Source organism: Pseudarthrobacter equi (assembly GCF_900105535.1).
Taxonomy (GTDB): domain Bacteria; phylum Actinomycetota; class Actinomycetes; order Actinomycetales; family Micrococcaceae; genus Arthrobacter; species Arthrobacter equi.
The window spans coordinates 4,046,539-4,065,877 of record NZ_LT629779.1 but is presented as its reverse complement, the minus strand read 5'-3'; the positions used below and the strand labels follow the sequence as shown (position 1 = coordinate 4,065,877).

21 protein-coding genes are annotated in these 19,339 nt (G+C 66.7%); 15 read left to right on the top strand and 6 right to left on the bottom strand.

From position 1 onward, the window contains the following. Nucleotides 1-767: 767 nt before the first annotated feature. Nucleotides 768-1,514: a hypothetical protein gene (locus BLT71_RS18585; RefSeq protein ID WP_231994364.1), complete on the top strand. Its 747-nt coding sequence runs from the start codon at nt 768-770 to the stop codon at nt 1,512-1,514. An 874-nt stretch (nt 1,515-2,388) separates the two neighbouring features. Here BLT71_RS18585 and BLT71_RS18575 read toward each other — a convergent pair. Then, nucleotides 2,389-2,922, bottom strand: coding sequence for a GNAT family N-acetyltransferase (locus BLT71_RS18575; RefSeq protein ID WP_091723231.1), 534 nt, complete (start codon nt 2,920-2,922; stop codon nt 2,389-2,391). 141 nt (nt 2,923-3,063) lie between these two features. Here BLT71_RS18575 and BLT71_RS18570 point away from each other — a divergent pair, with 141 nt between their 5' ends. After that, the gene (locus BLT71_RS18570; RefSeq protein ID WP_091723230.1) at nt 3,064-3,789 is read left to right on the top strand and encodes a GOLPH3/VPS74 family protein; all 726 of its coding nucleotides are present in this window, start codon (nt 3,064-3,066) and stop codon (nt 3,787-3,789) included. A 48-nt stretch (nt 3,790-3,837) separates the two neighbouring features. Here the strand turns inward: BLT71_RS18570 and BLT71_RS18565 are convergent, their stop codons facing one another. Continuing rightward, nucleotides 3,838-4,197, bottom strand: coding sequence for a VOC family protein (locus BLT71_RS18565; protein ID WP_091723228.1), 360 nt, complete (start codon nt 4,195-4,197; stop codon nt 3,838-3,840). A gap of 95 nt (nt 4,198-4,292) precedes the next feature. Here BLT71_RS18565 and BLT71_RS18560 point away from each other — a divergent pair, with 95 nt between their 5' ends. After that, nucleotides 4,293-4,589: a hypothetical protein gene (locus BLT71_RS18560; RefSeq protein ID WP_091723226.1), complete on the top strand. Its 297-nt coding sequence runs from the start codon at nt 4,293-4,295 to the stop codon at nt 4,587-4,589. Nucleotides 4,590-4,616: 27 nt separating this feature from the next. Here BLT71_RS18560 and BLT71_RS18555 read toward each other — a convergent pair whose 3' ends face one another. After that, nucleotides 4,617-5,045 (bottom strand): VOC family protein, encoded by a 429-nt coding sequence (locus BLT71_RS18555; protein ID WP_091723225.1) that lies wholly within the window; start codon nt 5,043-5,045, stop codon nt 4,617-4,619. A gap of 157 nt (nt 5,046-5,202) precedes the next feature. Here BLT71_RS18555 and BLT71_RS18550 point away from each other — a divergent pair, with 157 nt between their 5' ends. After that, nucleotides 5,203-5,517 carry a hypothetical protein gene (locus BLT71_RS18550; RefSeq protein WP_091723223.1) on the top strand — a complete coding sequence of 105 codons (315 nt, stop codon included), beginning with the start codon at nt 5,203-5,205 and terminating at the stop codon, nt 5,515-5,517. Then, the gene (locus tag BLT71_RS18545; protein ID WP_091723222.1) at nt 5,514-5,741 is read left to right on the top strand and encodes a hypothetical protein; all 228 of its coding nucleotides are present in this window, start codon (nt 5,514-5,516) and stop codon (nt 5,739-5,741) included. The genes BLT71_RS18550 and BLT71_RS18545 overlap by 4 nt, the downstream gene beginning before the upstream one ends. 80 nt (nt 5,742-5,821) lie before the next feature. Here BLT71_RS18545 and BLT71_RS18540 read toward each other — a convergent pair whose 3' ends face one another. Next, entirely contained in the window at nt 5,822-7,696 is a 1,875-nt protein-coding gene (locus tag BLT71_RS18540; protein ID WP_091723220.1) for a Na+/H+ antiporter, read from the bottom strand. A gap of 262 nt (nt 7,697-7,958) precedes the next feature. On the opposite strand from BLT71_RS18540, the gene BLT71_RS18535 reads away from it, so the two are divergent. The 3 genes from BLT71_RS18535 (at nt 7,959) to BLT71_RS18525 (ending at nt 9,436) form a co-directional block, all read left to right on the top strand. Further along, nucleotides 7,959-8,207: a hypothetical protein gene (locus BLT71_RS18535; RefSeq protein WP_091723219.1), complete on the top strand. Its 249-nt coding sequence runs from the start codon at nt 7,959-7,961 to the stop codon at nt 8,205-8,207. A gap of 105 nt (nt 8,208-8,312) precedes the next feature. Further along, a complete protein-coding gene (locus BLT71_RS18530; RefSeq protein WP_091723217.1) occupies nt 8,313-8,639 on the top strand; it encodes an ArsR/SmtB family transcription factor in 327 nt (108 codons plus the stop codon). Further along, on the top strand, nt 8,636-9,436 hold the full coding sequence (locus BLT71_RS18525; RefSeq protein ID WP_091723216.1) for a cation transporter: 801 nt from the start codon (nt 8,636-8,638) through the stop codon (nt 9,434-9,436). The genes BLT71_RS18530 and BLT71_RS18525 overlap by 4 nt, the downstream gene beginning before the upstream one ends. Before the next feature lie 16 nt (nt 9,437-9,452). Here the strand turns inward: BLT71_RS18525 and BLT71_RS18520 are convergent, their stop codons facing one another. Continuing rightward, nucleotides 9,453-11,183 carry a DUF5671 domain-containing protein gene (locus BLT71_RS18520; protein WP_091723214.1) on the bottom strand — a complete coding sequence of 577 codons (1,731 nt, stop codon included), beginning with the start codon at nt 11,181-11,183 and terminating at the stop codon, nt 9,453-9,455. Beyond that, a complete protein-coding gene (locus tag BLT71_RS18515) occupies nt 11,180-11,644 on the bottom strand; it encodes a hypothetical protein (protein ID WP_091723213.1) in 465 nt (154 codons plus the stop codon). Before BLT71_RS18515 ends, BLT71_RS18520 begins: the two co-directional genes overlap by 4 nt. A 186-nt stretch (nt 11,645-11,830) precedes the next feature. Between BLT71_RS18515 and BLT71_RS18510 the strand changes: the two genes are divergently transcribed. The 7 genes from BLT71_RS18510 (at nt 11,831) to BLT71_RS18480 (ending at nt 19,329) form a co-directional block, all read left to right on the top strand. Further along, nucleotides 11,831-12,436, top strand: coding sequence for a helix-turn-helix domain-containing protein (locus BLT71_RS18510; RefSeq protein ID WP_091723211.1), 606 nt, complete (start codon nt 11,831-11,833; stop codon nt 12,434-12,436). Between the two features lie 164 nt (nt 12,437-12,600). Then, nucleotides 12,601-13,932: an MFS transporter gene (locus BLT71_RS18505; RefSeq protein WP_091723209.1), complete on the top strand. Its 1,332-nt coding sequence runs from the start codon at nt 12,601-12,603 to the stop codon at nt 13,930-13,932. Between the two features lie 11 nt (nt 13,933-13,943). Continuing rightward, nucleotides 13,944-15,350: an FAD-dependent oxidoreductase gene (locus tag BLT71_RS18500; RefSeq protein WP_091723208.1), complete on the top strand. Its 1,407-nt coding sequence runs from the start codon at nt 13,944-13,946 to the stop codon at nt 15,348-15,350. Next, on the top strand, nt 15,347-16,639 hold the full coding sequence (locus BLT71_RS18495; RefSeq protein WP_091723207.1) for a CaiB/BaiF CoA transferase family protein: 1,293 nt from the start codon (nt 15,347-15,349) through the stop codon (nt 16,637-16,639). The genes BLT71_RS18500 and BLT71_RS18495 overlap by 4 nt, the downstream gene beginning before the upstream one ends. Then, nucleotides 16,636-17,457, top strand: coding sequence for an enoyl-CoA hydratase-related protein (locus BLT71_RS18490; protein WP_172830007.1), 822 nt, complete (start codon nt 16,636-16,638; stop codon nt 17,455-17,457). Before BLT71_RS18495 ends, BLT71_RS18490 begins: the two co-directional genes overlap by 4 nt. A 76-nt stretch (nt 17,458-17,533) precedes the next feature. Further along, complete coding sequence (locus BLT71_RS18485) at nt 17,534-18,514, top strand: dihydrodipicolinate synthase family protein (protein WP_091723205.1); 981 nt, start codon at nt 17,534-17,536, stop codon at nt 18,512-18,514. Further along, nucleotides 18,514-19,329: an SDR family oxidoreductase gene (locus tag BLT71_RS18480; protein ID WP_091723204.1), complete on the top strand. Its 816-nt coding sequence runs from the start codon at nt 18,514-18,516 to the stop codon at nt 19,327-19,329. The genes BLT71_RS18485 and BLT71_RS18480 overlap by 1 nt, the downstream gene beginning before the upstream one ends. The last annotated feature ends 10 nt before the right edge of the window (nt 19,330-19,339 follow it).

Below are 19,339 nucleotides of genomic sequence, written 5' to 3'. Positions count from 1 at the left end.
CCAAACATACGTGTCATCGCATCGATAACCCCTCAGCCAGGCCTGCCCGTCCACGACCCGAAGGTAGAATCCTTTGGGGTACTCCGCGTCCTCGCTTAGCGGCTCGGAAGCGACGTGGATCGCTCCGGTCGGCGCACGTCCTGCCGACAAAACAGAGTCCGGGGCGTTCGATTGGCCCATCATCGCCAATCGGAGATAAGGGCCCGTCACCAAGGGACAAAGTGCGAGGCCGTGGTTCCGCGCAGCACTGAAGATCTGGGACTGAACCGCGCCATGTGCGAAGCCAAGCTCTTCTACCGTTCGCTCTACGATTCGTAGGTTTTGACGCACTGGGTTGTCGAATGCGGGGTGAGCGAGCAACGTCTCGGCATGGAGATTGACCAATACATCCGCACTGCGCAGAAACCGTAGGATCTCAACTCGTGAATGACCCCCCGCTCGAACCACGAAACCGTCAACCTTTGCTGTGCTGATCATGCACCGATTCTCCATCAACCCCGGCCGAACAGCGACTCCCGTGGTGATTGGTGGATGCCCGTTTGAGGATTCTCAGTCGGGCACCGAATCCTCTGTTAGGCCAGAGTTCAGAGAGCGACTTTCAAACGCATTGGGGCCTGAGGCTATGGCGAACCAGCAGGGATGACCACAGTAGCTGGTGGCGGAACTCACCATCCGTTTCCCGCTATTTAAAATGGGGGTGCGTTAGCTACTGGGTCTCTTGCAGTCAGTGTTGGCTGCGCGTAACGTCCGCAGCATAAGGTTTGTTGTTGGAGGCCGCCATGCGTGTGCTGCTACGCCTTTTCATCTCCATGACATCAGTCTTGGCCGTCTGCTTCGGCCTGTCGGCGTGCACCCCCGCCGAGGCGCCATCCCCCGCACCCTCTACGGAGGCCCGCACAGCGCCGGCGTTGCCCACGATCCCACCGCTGCCGGCCAGCGGCGACATCGACGCCGGTAAATACGTCGTGACCAGTTTCGCCGAGAATTTCGAGATCACCGTCCCAGATGGCTGGGTGAGTGAAGACGGCGACGGACTGCGTAAGGACGACCCGGATCACCCGGGTGATAGGGCGGTCTTCGTGGGCTGGTGGCACTCCGACCATGTGCCGAGGGACGCGTGCGCGTGGCAGGGCGCGCTCGTCGAGGTCGATTCGTCGGCTAAGGCGTTCGTCGACGCGTTGACGGCGCAGGCGTCAACGGCGAGCACCCCTCCCGCCGAGGTCGTGGTGGGCGATTACTCCGGCGTCGAATTCGACCTCTCCGTCGAGGGCGACGTGGACATCAAAGCCTGCGACAACGGTCAGTTTTGCGTTCACTCAGATTATTCGAACCTATGCACCCGCTGGTACTCAAGCGTCGCTGAGCGCGAAACCTACCGGGTGGTCAACCTGCACGGCCAGCGCGCTATGTTCTGGATGGTCCAATTCCACGAATCGATCAATCCGGAGCTGACACGAGAGGCACGAGCCGTCTTCGACTCGATCGTGTTCAAGCTCCGACAAGTAACCAGCTGATTGGGCCACGGGCTTATGGGCCCAAACGCCTGCTTTGCGATCTTCTGGACAGACCACTCCAGCGCGGGAATGACGGCAACTCCCTGTGGCAGAGTTACTGCATGCGCTTGCTCGTGGGCAGCCGGGTACTTTTGGCAGGATCGGCTCTCGTGCGGGGTCACGCCTGATTTGTGCCATCGATCAGACAGGTGTGTCTTCACGCTTACCTGGCTAGGGGTCAGCTCGACATCCTGTCCGCGAGCCGGTGCATCGCTCCTGCCTGAATCATGAAGAGGGCGCTGATGGGGAGCGCGATTATCCCTGCAACCAACAGACTGGCATTGGCGGCCGTTGGCGGACACCCCGCCGAACTATCTTCGCCCTCGCAGGAAACGCCGGGTTGCAAGAAACCGAAAACGACCAAAGTCATCGCAGTGCATAACAGCAATGCTCCGGCGGCTCCCCAAACCCAGACCTTCATATGAATATCAAACCATGCGAGTATGGCCGCCTAGCCCTCGGCTCGTCCACGCTTTGGCCACACGCCAGCAGGATCAGTGTCACGGTCTGCTCCAATCTTCAACGCCTGGCCGCAGCCCAGCGGAAGAAAAGGACAACCACAACAGCGACCACAGCCCCGACGAGCAACGCTTGGACCGCCCCAAGAACTTGCCAGAGCAACACCCACGTCACAAAGCCAGCGAGAAAAATGCTCAGCGACCTAAAGACCTTGTTCGGCATCCCCATAACGGGAAAGTAACAGAATGCTTGGCTATACGGCAGTCAAACGGGCGGACAAGACAGCCGGCATGACCGGGCTGCGAGCAGCACACACATGCCTAACGTCTGCATTTTGTAGCCCAGGCGCGCCTGCCCGCCTTGGCTGCGGCAACGGCTAGAGGCGCAGCTCCATAAAAACGCTGTTCGGGTCCAGGACGTAGTTGGCAAAAGGCGCGCATTCCGTGAAACCGTGGCGCGAGTAGAGGCGCCGGGCCGGAGCGAAGTAGTCCTCGGTTCCGGTTTCCAGGCAGACGCGCTCGAGCTCCTGGGCCCTGGCGTGGTCGATGATGTGGTTGAGCATGAGGGTAGCCACCCCACGCCCACGAGCCGCCGCTGCCGTACGCATGGACTTGATCTCACCAAGCCCGCTAGCGCTGTGAAGTTCGGTTCCGAGAACCGCGGGGCCGTGGGCTTTTAGAGATTCGACGTCACGCCCGGACTCGAGATCATGAAGCTTGAGGGCGCCGCACCCCAGCAGCTCACCGTCTTCGCGCGCTGTCCAGAAGGTGATCGAGGGCACGGACAGGGCAGAGTGGTCCAGGGCGTGCACGCTCTCGGCAGGCGAGGTGGCGAACATGTCCGCCAAATGCTCGCTCAGGAGCTGGTGGACATCACCGCGTACGGGATCGTCCCGGTCAATATGGATCATTCACTCAAATTTACCGGCTGGTTGCTCCGGCTCGTGACCCGGGAGCCACCAACTAAACCCAACCCCAGCTGCATGCTTTGTTGGAGCAGATAGGTACGAAAGGCCGTTGCTGCGACGGCCCGGCAGGTCCACCATGGCCGTATGAACGCTGAAGCACCCGCTGCGGTGAACCTCAACCTGCCCCAGCAATTCCTGCTGCTGGCAACGAACGACAAAGACGGAAAACCCGAAGTGCCCCTGTTCGCCCTCAGGACCACAGTGGCCGGCGCCATCTTGGCCGAGCTCGACCTGACCGGCGCGATCGAGCTGCAGGGCAAGCACATCCGGGCCACAGGATCGGCCGCCAGGGACGACCTTGCACCTGAACTGGAACTGATCCGCGGCAAGTCCCGTCCCCACACTCCCGCCAGGTGGGTTTCCATCATGGAAGGCCGTGCCCAGGTTCACCGGATCTACGAGGGAATGGCGGCCCTCGGCATCGTGGAACACCTGGGGGAGAGGCACCTCGCGCGCTTCCGGCCGGTGCGTTATCCGGAAAAGGACCACGAACCCGAAGCAGCTCTCCTCAGCAGGATCGAGTCGACCCTCAGCGGAGTCACCCCATCAACCGTGGTGCCAGACTCGCCGGCCGACGGCGCACCGAAGGAATCGGCGACGCAACCCGACAATCCAGCAACCGGGGCACAGAGGACCAGGACCCTGGCCCTCATCGCACTGCTTGAGGCAGCAGGGTTGCTGCACAAGCTGTTCCCGGACGCTGACAGGAACTGGGCGAGCGGTCTGGCGAAGGACTACTGGCCGGCGCGCGCCGTTGAGGACGAGTTGCGGCTCATCCGGCTGGCGGAGGAGGAAACCGCGATGCTCTAGGACCGCGGAGCGCGGCACCGGAGCAAGAACCGCGTAGGGCGGCCATACTCAGCCGTCGCTCTTGTCGATGACGCAGAACCGGTTTCCGTCGGGATCCTCCAGGACGATGAAGTCCGGGTCCTCTGGGTAGAGATCCCAGTCCACGCGCCGGGCGCCAATCGACACTAGGCGCTCCACCTCGGCCCCCTGGTCCTCCGCATACAGGTCAAGGTGGATCCGCGGGCGGTCCTGGACAGGGGTTTCGCTCAGCATGAGCGAGAGCAACGCGCCAGGGCCCGACGGCGGTGCGAGGGTTACCCACGTGTCGTCACCTGGTTCCCGCGGGACGTAGCCCAAGGCTGAGTTCCAGAATTCGGTAGCGGCGGCGACGTTGTTGACGCCGAGGACGATGGTGCCGATGGTCAACATCCGCCCAGCCTAGACCCGTCCTGTGCTGGGTGTCAGGACCTCACTGGCAGCCTTTCGCGCTGGTGGGACGGGCGCGCCCCGCTAGACTCGCCCTCATGGGGGAGCACAACACACCTGAAGTCCGCATGCCGTCCAAACGCGCCAAGTGGCGCGCCGCCGTCGTGCCTTCGCTGGCCGTTGCCGTGGTGCTGGCGGGGTGCCTGATCGCCTGGCTGAACCGGAACGGTTCCTTCAGTTTCGCCTACGCGCCGAACAGCAACCGTCCGTTCACCGGCATCGGCGCGGACCTCATCACCGAGGGAACGCAGGCGGGCCTGGCCATCGCCGTCGTGGGCCTGTTGGTGCTGGCGTTCTGGGCCGGTTTCAGGATGGGCAGGCGGCCCGGCCGGTAGACAGCCCCGCCGCAGCTGATTCCGCAGCTAGTCCTCGTACCCGATGAGCCAGTGGAGCCCATGCTGGTCGATGACCTGGCCGTCCGAAGCGCCCCACGGTTTTGGCGCGAGGGCATCAACCACGGTGCCGCCGTCGGAAAGCCTGCGAAACCATTCGTGCAGCACTGACGGTTCTGCGGTCCCCAGCAGCGAGAGCATTACGCCTTCGGTGCGGACGGACGCCTCGCCGGCTGCCGCGTCCGAGCCCCCAAGCGCGACGACGCCGCTGAGCGTTCCGTGGGCGATGGCGTCCGGGGAGCCGTCGCTCCTGCTGAAGTCCTGGTAGGTGTACAGGGTAAGTTCACCGCCGAAGACATCGCAGTAAAAGGTCAGGGCTTCCCGCGCGGTTCCGGGAAAGCTGACATAGACCTGAGGCCCTGGCGTGCGAACGGTGTCCTGCGAAGGGGTACTGGTCATCATCCATCCTCGGGTTCTGGGGGGCAATGGGCTGTTCCGGAATCTCATCCGGGTGCCGGCCGCGGGTGTAGCCGCTTACGCCGGGCATCCGCCCAGCCTAGACCGGGAGGGCTGAGCCGGGAAGGGCGGTCCGGCGCCCACGATTAGACTCGCAGGCATGGGGGACAACGAAATACCGGAACATCGAAAACCGTCCAGACGCACCAGGCTCAGTGCCGTCGTCGTGCCTTTTCTCGGTGTCACCGCGCTGCTGGTGGGGTGCATTGTCGCGTGGAACCAGCAGGCGACCGCCAGCTTTGGCTGGTTCGCCTACGCGCCGCTAAGCAACGACACCTTCAGCGGATCCGGCTTGACGTTCGTAACGCAGGGGACGCAGATCGGGTTGGGCATCGCGGTGCTGGGTCTGCTGATCCTCGCCTTCTGGGCCGGTTATCGGAGTGGCCGGCGGACTGGGCGGACGACGAATCGATGACACGCCGCACTGACTTTTGGGCGCTGGCCCTGGTGGCCAGCGCCACACTGCTGGTGTGCGGCGCCGTCGCAACCTGGAACTTCACCCTTATTGCCGATGAAAATGGCATCAGGGAGGGAGGGTTCCCTTTCACCACCCCGCTGGGCCTCGGCGTCGCCGCCTTCATGGTCAGCCTGCCGGGCTTTTTCGCAACCAGACGCCGTGCACGGGCGCCCCGGGACTGACGGCGAGCTTTCGGCCCCAGCATCACCCCAGCCAAGCGCACCCAGGCACGCACCCGCCCACTCACCCAACTAGAGCCCATTCACCCCAGCAGGTCGTCCTGGTAGCACCAGCGCCAGTCCTCGCCGGGTTCGATGCTGCGCATGACGGGGTGCCCGGTCGATTCGAAGTGCCTGGACGCGTGGGTGGCGGGGGAGGAATCGCAGCACCCCACGTTGCCGCACTCCAGGCACATACGGAGGTGGACCGTCGTCGTTCCCTCCCGGACGCAGTCCTCGCAGATCGCGCCGCCGGGCACTTCCCGCGGTTCCGCGGACTCCAGGTGGTCGCACTCACCGCCGGGTTTGGCCACGCCTTCGCCTCCGCCCCCGCCGGACGGGTCAATCTCGTCCAGGGACACGTCCAGCATCGATTCCTCAACGTCCAGCCGCTCGAGCACAGCGCTCAGGACCTCGTGCGCGTACTCGCCACCCCGCCGGAGCTCCAGCACCTTCTCGCGCTCAGCTTCCAGCATTGCCAGCCGCAGCCGGGCATAGCGCTCGCTGGGCGTGGACGTTTCCGCCGACGGCCGCCCCAGCCGCTCCCACGCCGCCAGCCCGCGTTCCTGCGTCCGGCGCTTCAGCATGGACACCACTTCCGGCGGGTCGTCATCCGTCCTGAGTTCATGCAGCTTCGCGACGCCCGCGGCGGTGGCCAGCTGCATGAGCGATGCCTGGTTCAACGCGTCTTCGCGCTGGTCCGGCCCCTGCACCCGGAGGATCCGCACCAGCGCCGGCAGCGTGAATCCCTGCAGCGTCAGCGTGCCGCCCACCACCACCAAGGCAGCGAGGATCAGCACTGACCGGTGTTCCAGGTCCTCCGGCAGCACCAGTACGGCGGCCAGGGTGACCACGCCCCGCATCCCGGCCCACGACACAATGGCCGCAAACTGCCACGGCGGAGCCGGATCCTGCTGCCGCACCGACGGGATAAGCCGCGGCAGGTAGGTGGCTGGGAACACCCAGACCGGCCGGAGGAACAGGACGGCCAGCAGGATGACCGCGCAACCGACCCAGATCCTGCCGGCGCCCAGGGAATCGTCCTGGACGCCGTCCACAATGGTGCGCACCTGCAGCCCGATCAGCAGGAACACCGAATTCTCCAGCAGGAACTGCACGGTGTTCCAGTTGCTCCGCTGGCTGAGCCGGGCCGCGCCGTTGGGCATGGACGGCGCCTTGGTGCCCATGATGAGGCCGGTGACCACGACGGCGAGCACACCCGAGGCGTGGATCGCCTCCGCCGGCAGGTACGCCACCAGGGGCGCCGCCAGCGACGTCGAAGTATTGATGGCAACGTTGCGGATCCGTTTGCGGAGCATTGTGAGCACGTACGCCGCGGCGATGCCCACCACCAGTCCGCCGCCCACAGCCAGTACGAAGTCCCCGGCAATCCCGGCCACGGACACCACTCCAGAGATGGCGGCGATCGCGGCGCGCAGGCAGATCAGGGCCGTGGCGTCATTGACCAGGGATTCGCCCTCGAGGATGGTGACGATCCGGCGGGGCATCCCCACCTTCCGCGCGATCGCCGTCGCAGCCACCGCATCCGGCGGCGCCAGCACGGCCCCCAGCGCAAACGCGGCCGCCAGCGGAATCTCCGGAAACAGCCACCAGACCACCAGCCCGACGGTGAGGGTGCCGAAGATGACATACCCCACCGAGAGCAGGCCGATGGCGCGGCGGTTGGAGCCAAAATCAAACAGCGACGTGCGCAGCGCAGCCGCATACAGCAGCGGCGGCAGCAGCCCCACCAGCACCAGTTCAGGGTTCAGTTCGATGTCCGGAATGAACGGGAGGAACGAACCCGCCACCCCGATCAGCACCAGCAGCAGCGGCACCGAAACGTTGAGCTTCCGGCCGAGGGCGCTGCCGGCACACACCACGGCAACGAGGACCAGAAGGCCCAGCGCGATTTCCATGGGGTCATTCTCCCAGCAACGCCGCCAAAGGGAACGGAAGACCAGGAGAACCGAAGACCAGGGGGACGGAAGGCCAAAGGGAACGGCCCACGCACGACGGCGGGGCGCGGCCGCCCCCGCGAACGGGCAACCCACGGAGCAATCCACGAAGGAGAACGCACGACGGCGGGGCGCGGCCGCCGTCGTCCGCTTCCTTGGCGACGTTCCCGGCCTGAGCGCCGGTGACCGTTTACTCCGGCGCGCGGGCGGGTAACCATGGACTATGACTGATTCCGGAACCGGCGGCGCCGACGACCCCTTCGATGGCAGCGACGAAATCGTAGGAGGATCGGCCCCGGAAGAGACACCCGAGTCCATTGCCGACGACGTTCGGCACGAAATCCAGCTGGGCCACGTCCAGGACGACGTCAGCACTGTCCTCGAGGAACGGTTCGAGGAAGCCGGCATCGATGCGCGGCCCGAAGAGGTGGACGACCTCGCGGAGGAGATCGAACGGGACGCGTCCAGCTGACCCGCGTCTCCGGCTGACCTGCCGAGCCGGCAAAGCCACGGGCCCAGGAGGCTCGGCCGTAATACAGCCTTGAATGGATACATCGCACGATGTACCGTCAAGGACATGGAGACCCTCACCCACGCCCCGGTCCTGGCGCGCTTCGGATACGCCGTCTCGGACCCCACCAGGGCGCAGGTCCTCCTGGCCCTCGCCCAGGCGCCGTCCTACCCGTCGGATCTGGCCGACTCCATCGGAGTGTCCCGGCAGAGCATGTCCAACCACCTCACCTGCCTGCGCGGCTGCGGGCTGGTATTATCGGTCCCGGACGGCCGCCGGACTCGTTACGAACTCGCCGATGCCCGGCTGGGCCACGCCATCATGGACCTGCTCGGTGTTGTCCTCGCGGTAGACCCTGCCTGCTGCGCCCCCGACGGCGAGTGCCTGGCATGAGCGGAACCCTGGCCCACCAGCTCACATCCGGGCGGCGGGCCATCCTGACGCGCCGGATCCGCCTCTTCGCAGCCGCCACCATCACCTACAACGTTATCGAAGCGGTGGTTGCGCTCTGGGCCGGCGGCGTGGCCGATTCGTCGGCACTGATCGGGTTCGGACTGGATTCGGTCATTGAGGTCGCGTCTGCCGCTGCACTGTCCTGGCAGTTCTCCGCGAAGGACCCGGAACGGCGTGAACACCTCACCCTGCGCATCATCGCCATCTCCTTCTTCGCGCTCGCGGCCTTCGTCACCGTGGATGCCGTCCGGTCGATGGCTGGCGGGGGAGAGGCCCAGCACTCCACCCCCGGCATCGTGATTGCGGCCCTGAGCCTTGCCATCATGCCCGTCCTCTCGTGGGCGCAGCGCCGGGCAGGACGCGAGCTCGGTTCGAGGACCGCCGTCGCCGACTCCAAACAGACGTTGCTCTGCACCTACCTGTCCGCGGTGCTGCTGGTGGGGCTGGTCCTGAACAGCACGCTGGGTTGGTGGTGGGCGGATGCTGCAGCGGCCATCGTGATCGCCGGCATTGCGGTCCGCGAAGGCTTCAACGCCTGGCGCGGGGACGTCTGCTGCGCGGTGCCCCATGCAGAGCCTCACGCCGAGTCGCCTGCGGTGTTCCGCGTAAACGGCAGCGCGGCCCAGGATGCCGCCGCCAGCCAGGCCGGCAGCGGGCAGGACGCAGATGCGTGCTGCCCCGGGTGCGCTCCAGCGCAGCCGCAGTCCTTGGGACTGACCATCCGCAGCAAGAACTGAGTAGCCGCCGAAAACCTCAGCCCTTAACTTCGGGAGTTGGCGCGGCCAGCGGGATCACGTCCAGGCTGCCCGGACCCACCATGACCAGGACGTGAGGCGCGGCCACGTCGTCCAGTGCCGCTGCCACCTGCTGGATGACTTCGTCGGGCTGGGCAGCTGGTGACCCCGGCGCAGGGACGGACGACGGCGGCAGGCCAGTGCCGCCGTCGTCCGCCCTTAGCCAGGCGGTCACCTTGGCACCTCCCGTGGCGTCAGCGATGCCGCGCGCCAAAGCGCTGACGTCAATGGTGCCCGGGGGATAGCCGCTGACCAGCGTGACCTGGTCAATCGTCCGACGCCGGGCGGGCGCCGCGGCCGCCAGCAGCGTGCGGTCGTGCCGCCACAAGGCGAAGTGGTATCCGGCCACCAGGCCAGCCGCCACCAACAGGCCCAGCGGTGCCCGGATCCGGTCCACAAAGCTTCCGCCGGAGACGTCGCCGAGCAGGTACTGGAACACCCGGTAGCCCGTCACCAGCAGCGTAATCAGGGCCACCACTGCGCTGACGCCGAAGAACGCCACCAGGTAAATGCGCCGGCCGGGTGGGATTTCGCCTGCCGTCCGGGGCTGGTGCCGCGGCTTCCACGCCAGCCACCACACCGCGCCGCCCACCATCAGGGAACTGATGCCGCCCAGCAGCAGTGTGCGCGCGGCGCCGCCGGCGAGTGGCGAGACGACGGCAGCCAACAGCGCGTTCACCACCACGCCCACACCGGACGCCGCCGCGGCCAGCGCAACGGCTGAGGTCACCAGGAGGCTGGCGCGCCTCGTTGCGGTGGAACGGGAAACGGCCACCGCCCGGTGGTAGCGCCACACCACAGCACCGATGGCCGCGGCCGAGATTGCCGGCGCCAGGGGCTCCAGCAGCAGGTTCACAGGATCGCTGCGGTCGAACGCGAGCCGCAGGAGCACGAACGCCACCACGCCCACGCCGCCCAGCGCTGCAATGCCCGCGATAAAGATGCCGACGGCGATCATGGCCACGTCCGCCAGTGTGGTCCGGAGGCGCCGGCCGCCTTCCCTGAACCAGTGCCACCACCACACCAGGGCCCCGCCCGCGGCCCACACCAGCGAACGGACCGGGGCAAACCACCACGGCTCAACCGCTGCGCTGAGCGGCAACCCGCGGATGGCCACGTCCAGCAGGCCACTGAGGGCGGCAACCGCCGCGCCGGCGCCCAGCAGCAGGCCGAAGACCGAGCCGAGGAGTGTCCTGACATCTTCCAGGTGCGTCGGCGGCTTGGCGGGGTGCTTCCACATCCACCGGTGCCAGAGCCAGATGGCCGCCCACACCAGGCCGTTGGCGAGCGGGGACTGCCACTGGCTTTCCTGCGTATCAATGGAGGACGTTGCCAGGTTCAGCAGCGAAGTGGTGGCGATGATAAGCGAAACGGCGTACATCCCGGACAGGTACAGGCCCCAGCCGGCAGCGGTGCGCTCCGCCGCGTCGTCGAGGCGCCGCCAGGCAAACCACCACAGCAGCAGTGCCAGCGGACCGCCGATCAGGGTGAACGCCAGGGGCAGTGCCAGGCTGGCAGGATCGCCGGTGACCAGCACGGACGACGCACGGAAGAGCCGTTCGAGCAATCCGCTCACACCTGAGGCCGCAATCACCACCAGGGCGAACAGCAGGACATAAAGGATCAGGCGGCGGAGGGTGGCCAGGCCGCCGGCCGGAGCGCGGGTGGTGGTGGCTGCCGGCGAGGTCATTGTTTGGCCGGAACCACGGAGCAGGCCGTCAGGATGTAGGGTGGCTGGTCGATTTTCCAGGCGCCGTTGACTTTCAGGAGCGAGAAGGCGTCCTCCATCTCGTACTCGGACGGGTCAAACGGTCCGCCCTGGGACTGTTGGACGATGGAAACCCGCACCGTGGCTGAATTGGTGCGCTCCGCCGTCGACACCAGGACGACCCGCGCCGGCCGGGGCTCGCCCTGAAAGCCTCCCCGGCACCTGCTCCGGGCGCCGTCGGTGAGGTACAAATCCGCGGCGGCGTTGTCGCCATCAATCACGGCCTTGCTGTACCGCTGCACCACCCCGGCGGGGCTGGCCTCGTCCAGTTGCGCGGGGTCGCCGCGCGTGAAGACCACGGCCAGCGCCACCACCACCAGCAGGCTTACGACGCCGATCAGCACGAAAAGGATCCGGTCCGGTTTCCGCGCGGCGTCGCTCATGGCGACAGTATGCGCCCTGGTCAGGGAGTTCTAAAGGTGTCTTTTGGCCCGGCGCGAGAGGCGCAGCCTGAGGACCTTCCCGGGGTGCTGAAGAGCAAATCTTCAATATAGTTAGGAAAATCCGTTGACTGTCCGGAAATCTTCACTATAGTTGTGTGAGTAGCATCACCCAGTGAAAGACAAACGATGACCACCGAGACTAGCACCACCGCCCCGCCGGCCACCAGCGAACTGCTGGCCACAGTCGGCAACAAGGTGCGGTCCATGCGAAAGGACCGGGGAATGACCCTGGCCCGGCTCTCGGAAATCACCGGACTCAGCCAGGCGATCGTCAGCCAGATCGAACGCGGAATGGCCAACCCGTCCTTCACAACCCTCGCGCAGCTGGCCCACGGACTGGACATCCCCGTGGGACGGTTCTTCATCGGCCAGGACCAGTCCAGGTCCCCGGTGGTCCGGAGATCCGCGCGGCGCAACCTCCAAAACGTCACCCGCGAGTCCGTCGGCGAAGCAATTCATGAGCTGCTCACCCCGGACCGCGATGGCGCCATTGAAGCGCAATGGATCAGCACGCCCCCAGGGCACGACACCAGCGCAACACCCTTCACCCACAGCGGCGAAGAGTTCTGCTACATCATTTCGGGCCGGAAGGACGTCTACCTTGATGGCGTCTGCTACAGCCTCGAAGAGGGCGACTCGATCACCTACTCTTCGGAAATCCCCCACTGGTACAAGAACAGCTACGAAGAGGTATGCGTAGCCATCTGGGTCAACGCTCCCCACGCGTTGTAGGCCTGCCGGCCTTAACCTGCGCCGGCGCTGACCCCTAACCGTCCGGACACGTTTCCGTGGCCGCTGACACTCCTTGCCACTTTCGCATCAGGCGCCTCCTCCAACAGGCGTTCCTGCGTCATACCCTCTTACGCCCTCCGGGGCGCAAGCGTAAGGAAAATCCCATGCTTGACACCCAAACCACGGACAATGCCGTCCCGACCTCCCGAACCACCGCTTCATCCCCCCAAAAGCACGAAAAGTTCACCCCCGAAGTCCGCAAAGGCCTCCTGGGCCTGGGCCTCGGCAACGCCCTCGAATGGTACGACTGGATGGTCTTCGGCCTCCTGTCCGCCTTCATCGGACCCAACTTCTTCCCCAACACGGACCCGCTGTCCGCAACGCTGAACGCCCTGGCCGTGTTCGCCGTCGGGTTCGCCTTCCGCCCCCTGGGCGGCATCCTCCTCGGCACCCTGGCCGACAGGATCGGCAGGCGCCGGGTGATGCTGCTGTCCATCATGCTGATGGCCGGCACCACCCTGATCATCGCCGTCACCCCCAGCTACGCCACCATCGGCCCCCTGGCCGGCATCATCCTGCTGGTCTGCCGGGTCCTGCAGGGCATTTCCACAGGAATCGAAGCCCCGCTCTCCACCTCGCACGCCGTTGAACTGGCGCCGGAGGGCCGCGAAGGCTACGTGGCCGGCATCATGTCCTTCTACGTGAACATTGGCATCCTGCTGGCCTCGCTGGTCAGCTTCCTCTGCAGCCTGGTGATCGGCGGGGCGGCCATGGGGGACTGGGGCTGGCGTGTGCCTTTCATCCTCGGCGCCCTCTTCGGCTTCGTGGTCCTGTACCTCCGCCGCTCCCTACCGGAAACCCTCAAAGAAGAGGAGATGGCCACCAACACACCCCGCGCCGTCTGGTCCGGCGTCCGCAAGCACTGGCTCTCCGTCATGGCCATCATCTTCGTGGTGGGCGCAGCCCAGGCCTACAACTACGCCTGGAACGTGGGCCTGCCCAGCGCAGCCCGCAGCGGCTTCAAGGAAGACCCCACCTCCGTCTTCGCCCTCACCACTGTCCTTGGCGTCATCCTGGTGGCCGGCTCCTGGATCATCGGCAAGCTCGCCGACGGCAAGGCCATGTCCCGCTGGTTCCTGGTGACCCGCATCCTGGCCATCCCGTCAGTGTTCCTCATGCTGCTCTACGTACAGCCCGGCATCGGCGCATTCGCGGCGGTCCTGCTGGGCGGCTCGGTGGTACTGGTGCTGAACATGACCCTCTACAACGTGGTCAGCTCCTCCCTGATGCCCAAGAACATCCGCGGAACCGGAGTGGCCCTGGGCTACGGCATCGGCGTCGCCCTCTTCGGCGGCACCGCCTCCTACCTGCTGGTCTGGTTCCAGTCCCTGAACCTCACCTGGATCTTCCCGGTCTACGTGGCCGTCCTGTCCATCCTCAGCATCGTCTTCTACATCGCCGCACGCCGCTCCAACGGCATCTTCGTCGGCAAGTAAGGAACCCTCCCATGAACACCACACCCAGCTTCGCCGCGCCCGAAAACGGCTTCGCCGGCTCCCTGGAACTCGCCACCACCACGGCGGATCTCACCGCCCCCGTCATCTCCCGCTCCAACGTGCTGGTGGTGGGCGGTGGCCCCGCAGGCGTTGCCGCGGCCGTCACCGCGGCCCGCTCCGGCGCCAAGGTCACCCTGCTGGAACGCTACTCATCCCTGGGCGGACTCGCCTCCGGCGGCATGGTGCTGGTGCTGGACGACATGATCAACGGCCAGGAAATCACCGTTACCGGCATCGTCTCCGAGTACGTGGAGCGGCTGCAGAAGCTGGGCCTGGCCATTGTCCCGCCGGCGGATGACCGCAAGACCTCGGAGGAACTCTGGAACAAGTGGGGCCGCTACGGCACCTTCGACTTCCACTCCCACACCAACCCGAAGCCCATCTGCTACGCCGCAGCCTTTGACCCCGACGGCTGGAAGCGGGTCTCCAACGACCTGGTCCGCGAAGCCGGAGTGGACCTCCGCCTGCACTCCTGGTTCTCCCGCCCCATCGTGGACAACGGCGTGATCAAGGGCGTCATCACCGAGACCAAGCTGGGCCCGCAGGCCTTCATGGCGGACGTGGTCATCGACACCACGGGCGACATCGACGTCGCCTCCCGGGCCGGGGCCAGCTACGCCAAGGACAACTACATCACCACGCTCGTCTTCCGCCTGGGCAACGTGGACACCCGGGCCGCCGAAGCATTCGAGCAGGCCAACCCCAAGGAAGCCCGCGCCATCAACCGCAAGATCAAGCGCCTCCTCGGCGGCGCCTGGGAGCTGTGGTGGCTCAAGACCCCCATCGACGGCGTGGTCTGGTGCAACGCCCCGCACATGTCCGGCTTCGACGGCACGGACCCGGCAGACATGACCGCCGCCGAGTTCGCTGCCCGCGACAGGATCTCCGAGGCCGTGGACTACGTCCGCGCCCACCTGCCCGGTTTCGAAAACTGCTACATGCTGGACGTCGCCTCCCAGATGGGTGTCCGGCAGACCCGCCTGCTGCAGGGCGAGTACGTGATGACCAAGGACGACGTCACCCAGCGCCGGCACTTCGCCGACACCGTGGCCCGCGGCCGCGACTACTACTACCCGTACCGTTCGCTGTTGCCCAAGGAGGTGGACCAGCTGCTAGTTGCCGGGCGCCACTACTCCGCCACCCCGGAAGCGCAGAAAATGTCACGTGAGATTCCGCCCTGCATGGCCATGGGCCAGGCCGTCGGCGTTGCTGCCGCGCTCGCAGTCGAGAACAATGTCCTGGTCCGCGACGTCTCCGCCCTGGACATCCAGCAGGGCATGCGCCGGCACGGCGCAGACCCGGGCGACGTCCCGTCGTCGAACGCCACCATCGACCAGGACGCGGCGGTGCCGGCATGAGCAGCGCGACGTTGGAGCAATTCACGGACCGCACGGAACAGGCCGCAGGACGTACGACGGCGGCAGGCGCCACCGCGTCACCCCTCGCCGGGGATGCGCGGCCGGCCACCCCGCTGCCGCTGGACGGCATCAAGATCGTGGACTTCACCCAGGTGTTCATGGGCCCGTCCTGCACCCAGATGCTGGGTGACTATGGTGCGGACATCATCAAGGTGGAACGCCCCGGTGCCGGGGACATCTCCCGGAACTCGTTCCCGGACCAGGACGGCCAGGACAACCCGATCTTCCTGTCCATCAACCGCAACAAGCGCAGCGTCTCCATCGACACGCGCACGGAGGAAGGACGGAACGTCCTGCACGCCATCATGGCGGACGCGGACGTGGTGGTCAGCAACTTCCGCTCCGGCGTGATGGAGCGGATGGGCTTCGGCTACGAGGAGCTCACGCAGGAGAACCCGGGCATCATCTGGGCCTCCGGCACCGGCTTCGGCCCGGTGGGACCGTACTCGCACAAGGGCGGCCAGGACGCCATCGCCCAGGCCTACTCGGGCGTGATGTGGCGGCGCGAATCGGACGACCAGAAACCGGCCATCTACCCCACCACCCTCTGCGACTACATCACCGGCATGCACCTGATGCAGGGAATCCTGCTGGCGCTGCGCACCCGGGAAACCTCGGGTGTGGGCCAGAAGGTGGAGGTGACCATGTACGACTCCATGCTGCACCTGCAGATGCAGGAAGCCTGCATGCAGCTCAACCGCGGCTACGAGGTCAACTGGGGCGCCATGCCGCTGAGCGGCGTCTTCGAAACCACCGACGGTGCCGTGTGCATGGTGGGCGGCTTTACCCCGGACCCGCTCGCCCGGATCTCCGACGCCCTGGGCCTGGACGAGGACCTCACCCAGCGCCCGGAGTTCGCCAACCTGGAGCAGCAGTTCAAGCACAAGCCCGCGCTGCAGGCCATCTTCCGGGAGCACATTGCCACCAACACCACCGAGTACTGGACCGGCAAACTCGAGGAGCAGGGGCTGCTCAACGCCCCCGTCCACACCCTGGAACAGGCGCTCGCCGATGCCCAGACCGAGGCCAACGGCATGATCGTGGAGGCGGAACACCCCGGCGTGGGCACGGTAAAGATGCTCAACGCCCCCATCCGGCTCTCGGCCACCCCGCCCTCAGTCCGCCGCGTGGCGCCCCGCCTGGGTGAGCACAATGTGGAGGTGCTGCTGGAAAACGGGTTCGATCCCGAGACCATCGAACGCCTGCAGCAACTGGGGGTCCTCCGGTGAGCATCACTGTGGAAGAACCCGCCGTCGAAGAACGGGTAGACCAGGTCACGCTGGCCATCACCGATGGCCTGGCCACCGTGACCATCGACCGGCAGCACGTCCTCAACGCCGTGGACGGCACAGCCCAGGCCCGGCTCAATGAGATCTGGGACCAGCTGGAGCAGGACGCGTCGGTGCGGGCCGTGGTCATCACCGGCGCCGGCACCCGCGCGTTCTGCGTGGGAGCGGACATGTCCGCGTCCGCCGTGGACAAGACCGGCCTGGAGTACTGGGCCGGCCTGGACCCCAACGGGTTCGGCGGCCTCAGCCTGCGCACCACGCTGGACGTGCCGGTGATCGCCCGGGTGAACGGCTACGCCTTGGGCGGCGGCATGGAAATGGTGCTCGGCGCGGACATCGTGGTCGCCGCGGACAGTGCGAAGTTCGGGCTCACGGAGCCCCGCGTCGGGAGGTTGGCGCTCGACGGCGGCATCCACCAGCTGGTGCGGCGCGTCCCCTACACGCAGGCCATGGGCATGCTGCTCACGGGCCGGAAGGCGGACGCGGCGGAGATGCAGGCCATGGGCCTGGTCAACGAGGTGGTCCCCGCGGAAGAGCTCGACGCCGCGGTGCAGCGCTGGGTGGACCAGATCCTCGCCTGCGCGCCCACCTCGGTCCGGGCCGTCAAGCAAATGGTCACGCAGACCAGCCACCTCACCGCCACGGAAGCCCGCGGCCTGCGGCTCCCGGCCCTCATGGCCGCCCTGGACAGTGAGGACTCGGCCGAGGGGGTCCGGGCGTTCCAGGAAAAGCGCCGGCCCGTGTGGCCCGGCCGCTGACCTGCCGCCGTCCCTCCGCCCCTACCTTCACGCTTCGCCCCACCCCCCACGCTTCGCATTGAAAGGAAGCAGAACAATGCAGCAACCCCTTGCGCCCAACAACCTGGCCCCTGACGCACTGCCCGCAGGCGTGTGGGGTGTGGTGGCCACGCCCTTCCAGGGCAGTACCCTCGACGTGGACCTGGACAGCCTGTCCGAACTGGTGGAGCACTACGAAGCCATCGGCGCCACGGGCCTCACCGTCCTGGGCGTGTTCGGCGAAGCCGCCGCACTGACGGCTGAGGAACGGCGCCACGTCCTGGAAACCGTTGTCGAATGCACGTCGCTTCCGCTGGTGGTGGGAGTGACGGCGCTGGCCACCAGGCCGGCCATCGAGGAGGTCCGGGCGGCGCAGGAGATGGCTGGGGGACGCCTGGCAGCAGTGATGGTCCAGGCCAACTCGGCCCGGGCGGATGCGGTGATTGCCCATCTGGATGCCATCCACCGCGCCACCGGCGCCAAGGTGGTGCTGCAGGACTACCCGCTGGCCAGCGGCGTCAGCATCGCCACGGCCGCACTGATCTCCGTGGTCAACGCCTGCCCGTTCGTCATCGCCGTCAAAGCCGAGGCCCCGCCCACCAGTGTGGCCATCGCCGAGCTGAGCGCCGCCGTCGGCGTCTCCATCTTTGGCGGCCTGGGCGGGCAGGGGCTGCTGGACGAACTCCAAGCCGGCGCGGCGGGAGCCATGACCGGATTCTCCTACCCGGAGGCGCTGATCGCCTGCGTCGCCGCATGGCAGGACCGGGGCTACGAAGCCGCCCGCACCGAACTGCTGCAGTACCTGCCGCTGATCAACTTCGAACAGCAGGCCAAGGTGGCGCTCGCCATCCGGAAGGAATGCCTCCGCGAACGCGGCCTGATCAAGGACTCCGGAGTCCGGGCCCCGGCGGCAGCCTTCCCCGAAAGCCTGCGCGACGCCATGCACACCCACCTCAGCGAGGCCGCCGATGCGCTCGGCAACGCCAAGGCCCGGGCACAAGCACAATCCCCGGCACTGACCCCAGCAAGGAGCTACTGATGGATCTCGGAATCGCCGGCAAAACTGCCCTGGTGGCCGCCTCCACAGGCGGGCTTGGCCTGGCCGTGGCCCGGGCGCTTGCTGCGGAGGGCGTCCGCGTGGCCATCGTGGGCCGGCGCCGGGACCGCGCCAAGGAGATCGTGGCCGAACTCCAGGCCGCGTACGGAACCGGCAGCGGCGCCAACACTGCCGGATTCGACACCGTGGCCATCGAAGCGGACCTGACCACGCCGGAGGGCATCGGATCAGCCGTCGAGCACACCGTGGCGGACCTCGGCCCCATCGACATCCTGGTGCTCAACGGCCCCGGGCCCAGGCCGGGTGCCGCAGCGACGCTCACTGCGGAAGACATGGCAGCCGCCTTCGATCTCCTGGTCAAGCCGCACCACGCCCTGGTGTCCCACGTCCTGCCGGGCATGCGCGAGCGGCGGTGGGGGAGAATCCTCGCCATCGGCTCCAGCGGCGTCACCGCGCCGCTGCCCAACCTGGCCATCTCCAACACCGGACGGGCCGCGCTGGCCGGTTACCTGAAAACCCTCGCAGCGGAAGTGGCCCTGGACGAGGTCACGGTGAACCTCCTGCTGCCCGGCCGGATCGCCACGGACCGGGTCACCCAGCTGGACCAGGCCGCAGCGAAGCGCCGCGCCACCACGCTCGAGGAGATCCAGCTCGAATCCCGCAAGACTATCCCTGCCCGCCGCTACGGGGAACCCGCCGAGTTCGGTGCGGCCGCCGCCTTCCTGTGCAGCGCGCCGGCGTCGTACATCACCGGCGTGGCGCTCCGCTGCGACGGCGGCCTGATCCGCAGCCTCTAGCCCCAACATT

Coding starts and splice junctions, on each gene's coding strand:
- BLT71_RS18575 (WP_091723231.1), bottom strand. CDS start 2,922: ATGATCCATATTGACCGGGACGATCCCGTACGCGGTGATGTCCACCAG.
- BLT71_RS18570 (WP_091723230.1), top strand. CDS start 3,064: ATGAACGCTGAAGCACCCGCTGCGGTGAACCTCAACCTGCCCCAGCAA.
- BLT71_RS18565 (WP_091723228.1), bottom strand. CDS start 4,197: ATGTTGACCATCGGCACCATCGTCCTCGGCGTCAACAACGTCGCCGCC.
- BLT71_RS18560 (WP_091723226.1), top strand. CDS start 4,293: ATGGGGGAGCACAACACACCTGAAGTCCGCATGCCGTCCAAACGCGCC.
- BLT71_RS18555 (WP_091723225.1), bottom strand. CDS start 5,045: ATGACCAGTACCCCTTCGCAGGACACCGTTCGCACGCCAGGGCCTCAG.
- BLT71_RS18550 (WP_091723223.1), top strand. CDS start 5,203: ATGGGGGACAACGAAATACCGGAACATCGAAAACCGTCCAGACGCACC.
- BLT71_RS18545 (WP_091723222.1), top strand. CDS start 5,514: ATGACACGCCGCACTGACTTTTGGGCGCTGGCCCTGGTGGCCAGCGCC.
- BLT71_RS18540 (WP_091723220.1), bottom strand. CDS start 7,696: ATGGAAATCGCGCTGGGCCTTCTGGTCCTCGTTGCCGTGGTGTGTGCC.
- BLT71_RS18535 (WP_091723219.1), top strand. CDS start 7,959: ATGACTGATTCCGGAACCGGCGGCGCCGACGACCCCTTCGATGGCAGC.
- BLT71_RS18530 (WP_091723217.1), top strand. CDS start 8,313: ATGGAGACCCTCACCCACGCCCCGGTCCTGGCGCGCTTCGGATACGCC.
- BLT71_RS18525 (WP_091723216.1), top strand. CDS start 8,636: ATGAGCGGAACCCTGGCCCACCAGCTCACATCCGGGCGGCGGGCCATC.
- BLT71_RS18520 (WP_091723214.1), bottom strand. CDS start 11,183: ATGACCTCGCCGGCAGCCACCACCACCCGCGCTCCGGCCGGCGGCCTG.
- BLT71_RS18515 (WP_091723213.1), bottom strand. CDS start 11,644: ATGAGCGACGCCGCGCGGAAACCGGACCGGATCCTTTTCGTGCTGATC.
- BLT71_RS18510 (WP_091723211.1), top strand. CDS start 11,831: ATGACCACCGAGACTAGCACCACCGCCCCGCCGGCCACCAGCGAACTG.
- BLT71_RS18505 (WP_091723209.1), top strand. CDS start 12,601: ATGCTTGACACCCAAACCACGGACAATGCCGTCCCGACCTCCCGAACC.
- BLT71_RS18500 (WP_091723208.1), top strand. CDS start 13,944: ATGAACACCACACCCAGCTTCGCCGCGCCCGAAAACGGCTTCGCCGGC.
- BLT71_RS18495 (WP_091723207.1), top strand. CDS start 15,347: ATGAGCAGCGCGACGTTGGAGCAATTCACGGACCGCACGGAACAGGCC.
- BLT71_RS18485 (WP_091723205.1), top strand. CDS start 17,534: ATGCAGCAACCCCTTGCGCCCAACAACCTGGCCCCTGACGCACTGCCC.
- BLT71_RS18480 (WP_091723204.1), top strand. CDS start 18,514: ATGGATCTCGGAATCGCCGGCAAAACTGCCCTGGTGGCCGCCTCCACA.